This is a genomic window from Rhodococcus sp. FG69 (assembly GCF_057808915.1).
The window spans coordinates 54,428-63,212 of the sequence record NZ_JBMDIX010000039.1; the positions used below are offsets into that span (position 1 = coordinate 54,428).

At 62.3% G+C, this 8,785-nt stretch carries 9 protein-coding genes; 6 read left to right on the forward strand and 3 right to left on the reverse strand.

All coding sequences use genetic code 11. The annotated features are described in order from the left end of the window. Nucleotides 1-137: 137 nt before the first annotated feature. Together ACODSO_RS24170 and ACODSO_RS24175 are read left to right on the forward strand one after the other, a co-directional pair. Nucleotides 138-602, forward strand: a complete 465-nt coding sequence (locus ACODSO_RS24170; RefSeq protein WP_489039210.1) for an Lrp/AsnC family transcriptional regulator — start codon at nt 138-140, stop codon at nt 600-602. Then, a complete protein-coding gene (locus ACODSO_RS24175) occupies nt 599-1,966 on the forward strand; it encodes an aspartate aminotransferase family protein (protein WP_489039211.1) in 1,368 nt (455 codons plus the stop codon). The genes ACODSO_RS24170 and ACODSO_RS24175 overlap by 4 nt, the downstream gene beginning before the upstream one ends. On the opposite strand, the gene ACODSO_RS24180 is transcribed toward ACODSO_RS24175, so the two are convergent. Then, on the reverse strand, nt 1,963-3,246 hold the full coding sequence (locus ACODSO_RS24180) for a thymidine phosphorylase (RefSeq protein ID WP_489039212.1): 1,284 nt from the start codon (nt 3,244-3,246) through the stop codon (nt 1,963-1,965). The two genes, ACODSO_RS24175 and ACODSO_RS24180, sit on opposite strands and share 4 nt — an antisense overlap. 13 nt (nt 3,247-3,259) lie before the next feature. Continuing rightward, nucleotides 3,260-3,670, reverse strand: coding sequence for a cytidine deaminase (locus ACODSO_RS24185; RefSeq protein WP_489039213.1), 411 nt, complete (start codon nt 3,668-3,670; stop codon nt 3,260-3,262). A 336-nt stretch (nt 3,671-4,006) separates the two neighbouring features. On the opposite strand from ACODSO_RS24185, the gene sdhC reads away from it, so the two are divergent. From sdhC to ACODSO_RS24205, 4 genes are read left to right on the forward strand one after another with little or no spacing between them, the layout of a single operon-like run. Next, on the forward strand, nt 4,007-4,348 hold the full coding sequence (gene sdhC / locus ACODSO_RS24190; protein WP_068380726.1) for a succinate dehydrogenase, cytochrome b556 subunit: 342 nt from the start codon (nt 4,007-4,009) through the stop codon (nt 4,346-4,348). Next, entirely contained in the window at nt 4,348-4,803 is a 456-nt protein-coding gene (locus ACODSO_RS24195) for a succinate dehydrogenase hydrophobic membrane anchor subunit (RefSeq protein WP_338893103.1), read from the forward strand. Before sdhC ends, ACODSO_RS24195 begins: the two co-directional genes overlap by 1 nt. A gap of 16 nt (nt 4,804-4,819) precedes the next feature. Next, nucleotides 4,820-6,571: a succinate dehydrogenase flavoprotein subunit gene (gene sdhA / locus ACODSO_RS24200; RefSeq protein ID WP_489039215.1), complete on the forward strand. Its 1,752-nt coding sequence runs from the start codon at nt 4,820-4,822 to the stop codon at nt 6,569-6,571. Between the two features lies 1 nt (nt 6,572). After that, the gene (locus ACODSO_RS24205; protein ID WP_489039216.1) at nt 6,573-7,352 is read left to right on the forward strand and encodes a succinate dehydrogenase iron-sulfur subunit; all 780 of its coding nucleotides are present in this window, start codon (nt 6,573-6,575) and stop codon (nt 7,350-7,352) included. Nucleotides 7,353-7,460: 108 nt separating this feature from the next. On the opposite strand, the gene ACODSO_RS24210 is transcribed toward ACODSO_RS24205, so the two are convergent. After that, nucleotides 7,461-8,785, reverse strand: a 1,325-nt coding sequence (locus tag ACODSO_RS24210) for a glycerol-3-phosphate dehydrogenase/oxidase (RefSeq protein WP_489039217.1), incomplete at its 5' end; no start/stop codon positions are given.

Genomic DNA, 8,785 nt, shown 5'->3' on the forward strand with positions numbered 1-8,785 from the left:
AAACCCTACCGACAGCACTACTGATTCTCTAGCTAGAATCGCAATTTTCGACTGATTCTGCCGAAAACTAACAATTTCAAGACGAATTCCATACCTTCGGGCTTGAACAATCGCTCTGAAGAGTCCAGTATCGACGTATGCCCGATCAGCCGCCGGTTCCACTCGACGACGTCTCCAAAGCCATCATCGAACAGTTACAGGAGGACGGCCGACGTTCCTACTCCGCCATCGGGAAGGCTGTCGGCCTGTCCGAAGCAGCTGTGCGGCAACGAGTTCAGAAGCTGACCGAGTCCGGTGTCATGCAGATCGTTGCTGTCACCGATCCGATACAGGTCGGCTTCAACCGGCAGGCGATGATCGGAATCAAGTGCACCGGTGACAGTTACGAGCTCGCCGACGAACTCGCTACACAGGACGCCGTCGACTACGTCGTTCTCACAGCAGGTTCGTTCGACATCGTCGTCGAGGTCGTCTGCGAGGACGACGAGCACCTGCTACAGATCCTCAACAAGCAGATCCGAACGTTACCTGGCGTCACCAGCACCGAAACGCTCGTATATCTCAAACTCGTCAAACAACAATACAATTGGGGTACCCGATGACCAAGACAACAGCCGAGCTCGACGCCTCTGCAGCCAAGCACCTCTGGGGCCACTTCTCGCGTCACGGGGCGGGCATCACCCCTCCGATCATCACTCGGGGTGAGGGATCGACCATCTTCGATTCCAACGGCAAGAGTTACATCGACGGCCTGTCCGGCTTGTTCGTCGTCCAGGTCGGTCACGGCCGTGAAGAACTCGCCGAGGCTGCAGCGAAGCAGGCCAAGGAACTTTCGTTCTTTCCGCTGTGGTCGTATGTCACGCCTCCTGCCATCGAGCTCGCCGAGCGACTTGCGGGGTACGCACCGGGCGATCTCAACCGTGTCTTCTTCACCACCGGCGGCGGAGAAGCCGTCGAGAGTGCGTGGAAGCTTGCGAAGCAGTACTTCAAGAAGGTCGGCAAACCCGGTAAGCACAAGGTGATCTCACGCTCGATCGCATACCACGGAACTCCTCAGGGTGCGCTCGCGATCACCGGCATTCCGGCGCTGAAGGAACCGTTCGAACCGCTGACGCCGGGCGCGTTCAGGGTGCCGAACACCAACATCTATCGCGCGCCGGCTCCTTTGGACACCGACCCGAAGGCCTTCGGCATCTGGGCCGCGGATCGCATAGCCGAGGCTATCGAATTCGAGGGCCCCGACACCGTCGCCGCAGTGTTCCTCGAGCCTGTCCAGAACGCAGGCGGATGCTTCCCGCCGCCGCCCGGCTATTTCGAGCGTGTCCGCGAGATCTGCGATCGCTACGACGTACTTCTGGTATCCGACGAGGTCATCTGCGCATTCGGTCGAATCGGCTCGATGTTCGCGTGCAACGATTTCGGATACGTCCCCGACATCATCACGTGTGCGAAGGGAATGACGTCCGGATACTCCCCGATCGGCGCGATGATCGCCTCCGACAGGCTGTTCGAACCGTTCGACGACGGTACGTCCAGCTTCGCGCACGGCTACACGTTCGGCGGGCACCCGGTGTCGGCCGCAGTCGCACTGGCGAACCTCGACATATTCGAACGCGAGGGCATCAACGCCCACGTCGCACAGACCGCACCGGCGTTTCGTGCAACGTTGGAGAAACTGCGCGATCTTCCCATCGTCGGCGATGTTCGAGGTGAGGGATTCTTCTACGGAATCGAGTTGGTCAAGGACAAGGCCACGAAGGAGACCTTCACCGACGCCGAGGCCGAACGCATCCTGCGCGGCTTCCTCTCGACCGCACTGTTCGACGCCGGTCTGTACTGCCGCGCGGACGACCGAGGCGACCCCGTCGTCCAACTCGCTCCTCCGCTGATCTGCGGCCAGAAGGAGTTCGACGACATGGAACAGATACTCCGCAGCGTGCTCACCGAAGCCGGGAACCTTCTCTAACCGCCGATCCTCCCGAGGACGATCGGCGATGCGTCCACCGCAGTGTCGCCGATCGTCCATGCGCCCGCAATCGCCTCGGCTGCATACTCGAACTTCTCTGGCGTGTCGGTGTACAGGGTTGCGAGCGGCGCACCGGCGGTGACGCGGTCGCCCGGTTTGGCGTGCAGCCGCACACCTGCCGCTGCTTGCACAGCCTCACCCTGGCGCTCACGTCCGGCGCCGAGCCTCCACGCAGCGACGCCGACACCCATCGCGTCGAGCGCGGTGACCACACCGTCGGACTCTGCGCTGATGAGACAGGATTCCTTCGCCACCGGTAGTGGCGCTGCGGGATCTCCGCCCTGCGCTGCGATCATCGCTCGCCACCGATCCATGGCGGTCCCGTCGGCAAGCTTGTCGGCAGGGTCGACACCCTCGATTCCGGCGGCCGTCAGCATTGTCCGTGCGAGCGCCAGCGTCAGTTCGACGATGTCCGCCGGCCCCCCGCCGGCGAGAACATCGAGCGACTCCTCGACCTCGAGAGCGTTGCCCGCCGTCAGCCCGAGGGGGCAATCCATAGCGGTGAGCACGGCCACCGTCCGAACCCCCGCGTCGGCCCCGAGTCCGACCATCGCTTCGGCGAGTGCTTGCGCGTCGTCGATGTTCTTCATGAATGCGCCTACTCCGACCTTGACGTCCAAGACGAGTGCGCCCGTTCCTTCGGCGATCTTCTTGCTCATGATCGAACTTGCGATGAGGGGAATCGATTCGACTGTGCCGGTGACGTCCCGCAGTGCGTAGAGCCGCTTGTCGGCGGGGGCGAGGTCGGCGCCTGCCGCGCACACCACCGCGCCGACCGCAGGGTCGGCCAGTATCGCGTGGATCTCCGCACTCGACAGATCCGCCCGCCACCCCGGAATCGACTCGAGCTTGTCCAGGGTGCCGCCGGTATGTCCGAGCCCCCGGCCGGACAGCTGTGGAACTGCGGCGCCGCATGCAGCGACGAGCGGAGCAAGCGGGAGCGTGATCTTGTCTCCCACACCGCCGGTCGAATGCTTGTCGACGGTCGGCCTCGGCAGCGACGTGAAGTCCATCCGACTTCCGGACGCGATCATCGCGGCGGTCCATCGGCTGAGTTCGGCTCTGCTCATTCCACGCCAGAAGACGGCCATCGCGAGCGCCGACATCTGTTCGTCTGCGACGATTCCCTTGGTAAAGGCATCGATCACCCAGTCGATCTGCGTCGGGGTGAGTTCGTGGCCGTCCCGCTTGGCGGCGATGATCGAAACTGCGTCAGACATGGTTGCCACTGTGTCAGACGAGGTCCTGCTTGCCCGATGCGAGATCGTCGGGACCGAATGCGGAAGGCAGCAACTGACCCAGAGGCGTGGGGCCTTCGACGGTGTCCACGAGCAGATCCGCCCCGCCGAACTCGAACAGCAACTGTCTGCACCGCCCACACGGCATCAGAATCGCCCCTCGACTGTCACAGCACGAGAACGCAACCAGACGTCCGCCTCCGGTCGAATGGAGACTGGACACCAGTCCGCACTCGGCACAGAGCCCCAACCCATATGAGACATTTTCCACATTGCATCCGGTCACAATTCGGTCGTCGTCCACTAGTGCGGCCGCACCCACCGGATAGTCGGAGTAGGGCGCATAGGCTTGCCTCATTGCCTCATGGGCTTTGTGTCGCAACGATTTCCAGTCGATTTCGGCCATGCGTCACATACAATCACGTGCACAGCCCGGCCGCAGCGCAGTTCACTGAACCGATCACGAAAAGATGGAAAGGCAAACCTAACAAGAAAAACCTGGTCAGTACGAATCTCGAGTCGAATTAGTTCCGCGTTTCCAATGGGTTTAGAGTTCAAAGACGGCGGCTCTTCGATAACCGTTCGGAGCCGGAGTAAGACAAATCGAGCCAGGTCCGTTGCCCGGCCACCAGGCTCGACGCGTCCACCAATGACGTTGGAGGCTTTGCACTCGATGAGTAGCACCACGGAAGTCGCTCCGGCGAAGGAGCGCAAGCGGTCTCTGTACCGCGGGGATCCGGGCATGTGGTCCTGGGTTCTGCATCGCATCACGGGCGTGTTGACGTTCTTCTTCTTGTTCGTCCACGTCTTGGACACCGCCATGGTGCGTGTCAATCCCGAGACCTACGACGCGATCATCGACACCTACAAGACGCCGCTCGTCGGCCTCATGGAGATCGGTCTCGTCGCAGCAGTGCTCTACCACGCACTCAACGGCGTCCGCGTGATGCTGGTCGACTTCTGGTCACAGGGACCGAAGTACCAGAAGCTGATGCTGTGGATCATCGCCGCGATCTGGATCGTGGTCATGATTCCCGGAGCGGGCCGAATCTTCTACAACATGTTCACAGCGAGCGGGCACTGATGGCAACGACACACGGACCCGAGGCCAAGTCCCTCGGCAAGACATACGACCGTCCGGCAAGTCTGGACAACCCACGTTCGCCGAGGCGGAAGTCGCGGGGCAACTTCGAGATGTACGCATGGCTGTTCATGCGTTTCTCGGGTCTCGCGCTCGTCGTGCTCGTCCTGGGCCACATGTTCATCATGTTGATGCTCGACGAGGGCGTACACAGGATCAACTTCGCGTTCGTCGCCGGACGCTGGTCAAGCCCGTTCTGGCAGTTCTGGGACCTGACCATGCTGTGGCTCGCTCAACTGCATGGCGGCAACGGACTACGGACGATCATCGCGGACTACTCCCGCAAGGACTCGACGCGATTCTGGCTGACGACGCTGCTCGTCCTGTCGATGGTTCTCATCATGGGATTGGGCACCTACGTCATCTTCACCTTCGATCCGAACATCTCGGCGAGCTAAGGGAACTGAAGCATTCATGCAGGAACATCGTTATGACGTGCTCATCGTCGGCGCCGGCGGCGCCGGTATGCGAGCAGCCATCGAAGCCGGTCCGCAGGCCCGCACGGCGGTACTGACCAAGCTCTACCCGACTCGCTCGCACACCGGAGCAGCGCAGGGCGGCATGTGCGCCGCCCTGGCCAACGTCGAGGAAGACAACTGGGAATGGCACACCTTCGACACCGTCAAGGGCGGCGACTACCTCGCCGATCAGGACGCGGTCGAGATCATGGCCAAGGAAGCGATCGACGCCGTTCTCGATCTCGAGAAGATGGGTCTTCCGTTCAACCGGACACCCGAGGGCAAGATCGACCAGCGGCGCTTCGGTGGCCACACGCGTGATCACGGCAAGGCGCCCGTTCGCCGTGCGTGTTACGCGGCCGACCGTACCGGCCACATGATTCTCCAGACGCTCTACCAGAACTGCGTCAAGCACGACGTCGAGTTCTACAACGAGTTCTACGCACTCGATCTGTGCCTGACCGAGACCGACAACGGTCCTGTTGCGACCGGCATCATCGCCTACGAGCTCTCGACCGGCGAACTGCACATCTTCCACGCGAAGTCGATCGTGTTCGCCACCGGCGGTTCGGGTCGCATGTACAAGACCACATCCAATGCGCACACCCTGACCGGTGACGGCATGGGCATCGTCTTCCGCAAGGGTCTTCCCCTCGAAGACATGGAGTTTCACCAGTTCCACCCGACAGGTCTCGCCGGCCTCGGCATCTTGATCTCGGAGGCGGTTCGAGGCGAGGGTGGAATCCTCCGCAACGAGTCGGGCGAACGCTTCATGGAGCGCTACGCCCCCACCATCAAGGACCTGGCACCGCGCGACATCGTCGCGCGATCGATGGTGCTCGAGGTTCTCGAGGGCCGCGGCGGCGGACCGAACAAGGACTACGTCTACATCGACGTCACGCACATTCCCGAGGAAGTTCTCGACGAGAAGCTCCCCGACATCATGGAGTTCTCACGGACCTATCTCGGCGTGGACCCCGTCAAGGAGCCCGTCCCGGTCTACCCGACGTGCCACTACGTCATGGGCGGCATCCCCACCAAGATCAACGGTGAGGTTCTACGCACCAACGACGACCACGTTCCCGGGCTCTACGCAGCGGGCGAGTGCGCGTGCGTGTCCGTACACGGAGCCAACCGTCTCGGTACCAACTCGCTGCTCGACATCAACGTCTTCGGCCGTCGCGCCGGAATCGCGGCTGCGAAGTACGCCAACTCGGTCGACTTCACCCCGTTGCCCGACGAGCCCGCGAAGATGGTCCAGGATTGGCTCGAGCTCGTACTGTCGGACCACGGCCACGAGCGCGTCGCCGACATCCGCAGCGAACTCCAGCAGTCGATGGACAACAACGCGTCGGTGTTCCGCACCGAGGAGCGCCTCGAAACCGCCCTCGAGGACGTTCGCGCCCTCAAGGAGCGGTACAACCACATCACCGTGCAGGACAAGGGAGCTCGCTACAACAGCGATCTACTCGAAGCCGTCGAACTGGGCTTCCTGCTCGAGATGGCGGAGGTCACCGTCGTCGGTGCGCTCAACCGCAAGGAATCGCGCGGCGGACACGCTCGCGAGGACTACCCGGACCGCAACGACGCCGAGTACATGAAGCACACCATGGCCTACAAAGAGGGCGTTGGCCTGCTCACCGACATCCGTCTGGAATACAAGCCGGTAGTCCAGACCCGCTACGAGCCGATGGAGCGGAAGTACTGATATGAGCGCCCCAACTCTCGACAAAGCCGACCACTCGTCCGATCTGCCCGTGCCCAACGGTTCGGTCATGGTGACCCTCAAGATCGCTCGCTTCAACCCGGAGAGCGGTGACGGACAGCGCTGGGACAGCTTTCAGGTTCCGACACTGCCGACCGACCGCCTGCTGAACCTGCTGCACTACGTCAAGGGCTACCTCGACGGAACATTGACGTTTCGCCGCTCGTGCGCGCACGGCGTTTGCGGAAGCGATGCAATGCGCATCAACGGTGTCAACCGTCTCGCCTGCAAGGTGCTGATGCGCGACATGCTGCCGAAGGATTCCTCGAAGACGCTGACCATCACGATCGAACCCATCAGGGGCTTGCCGGTCGAGAAGGATCTCATCGTCGACATGGAACCGTTCTTCGACGCATTCCGTGCGGTCAAGCCGTTCCTTATGACGACCGGTAACGAGCCGACCCGCGAGCGGATCCAGTCCGCTGCCGATCGCGCTCGCTTCGACGACACGACCAAGTGCATCCTGTGCGCATGCTGCACGACGTCGTGCCCCGTCTACTGGAGCGACGGCAGTTACTTCGGTCCGGCTGCCATCGTCAATGCACACCGGTTCATCTTCGACAGCCGCGACGAAGGTGCCGCCGAGCGCCTCGACATACTCAACGATGTAGAGGGTGTGTGGCGCTGCCGCACGACGTTCAACTGCACCGACGCGTGCCCCCGTGGCATCCAGGTGACCAAGGCGATTCAGGAGGTCAAGCGCGCGCTGCTGTTCGCTCGCTAGACTCGTCCGCACGAATGGGCCACTGCAACCGCAGTGGCCCATTCTTGTGTGTCGGTGTCGGTGTCGGTGTCGTGCACGGCCGCGGCCCCGACGCCGGCGCGGGTAACGTCAGCTCACGCCCAACCGGACGTCCGGGGCTCCGAGCCGCGCTGCATCGGCCGTGTCGTCGTCGAGCTCCTGCTGCGAATCGCGTTCGGCCTGCACTCGTAGCCGATAGTGCTCGATTTCCTCGGACACGTGCTGATCGTCCCAACCCAGGACCGGTGCCACGAGGCGCGCGACTTCGACCGCTGCCGCATCGCCGCGGTCCGGGACCTCGATCGAAATACGAGTACGACGAGTGAGAATGTCGTCGAGATGCTGTGCGCCCTCGTGGCTTGCCGCGTACACCACCTCGGCGCGCAGGTACTCCGGAGCACTGTCGAGCGGTAGACCGAGCTCCGAGTCCGCGTCGATCATCTCCAGCAGTTCGGTGGTCAGCGTGCCGTACCGACCCAGCAGATGCTCGATGCGTGAGACTCGCATGCCGGTACGTTCGGCCGTCAGAGAGCGAGAATTGTAGGCACCGAGATATCCGTCGGCTCCGACGAGTGGAATGTTCTCGGTGACGCACTTGGGCACGTTCCGCTCGAGGCCGTGTACCGCAGCGTCGACTGCGTCCTTGGCCATCACGCGGTAGGTGGTGTACTTACCGCCGGCGATGACAGTCAGGCCACGTACTGGGCTCGAGACGGCATGTTCGCGGGAAAGCGTACTGGTGGAGTCGGATTCACCGAACAGCAGCGGCCTCAGTCCCGCGTATACACCGACGACATCGTCGCGATCGAGTGGATCGGCCAACAGCTTGTTGACGTGCCCGAGAATGTAGTCGATGTCGCTACGGCTCGCAGCCGGGTGCGCCAGGTCGAGCGTCCAGTCCGTATCGGTGGTGCCGATGATCCAGTGACTACCCCAGGGAATGACGAACAGCAGGGACTTCTCGGTCCGGGTGATGATGCCGGTGGCACTGTTGATTCGATTGCGCGGCACCACCAGATGCACGCCCTTCGATGCACGCACCTGGAATTGTCCTCGGCCACCGACCATTTGCTGAACCTCGTCGGTCCACACCCCGGCGGCATTGATCACCTGCTTCGCCCTCACTTCGAAGGTGCGACCAGTTTCGAGATCGCACGCGAGAACGCCGACCACCTTGTCGTCCTCCCGTAAGAAGCCGGTGACGCGAGCGCTGTTGGCGCACAATGCACCGTAGGCAGCGGCTGTGCGCGCGAGCATCATGGTGTGACGGGCGTCGTCGACCTGCCCCTCGTAGAACTTCACTGCTCCACGGATGGCGGAGCGCTTGCCCGACGGAAACGATTCGAGGGTCTTCTTCTTGCCTAGTAGTACTTTGTTAGGTTGGGAATCTGTGGTGGCAGTGCGGGCAGGTTCCG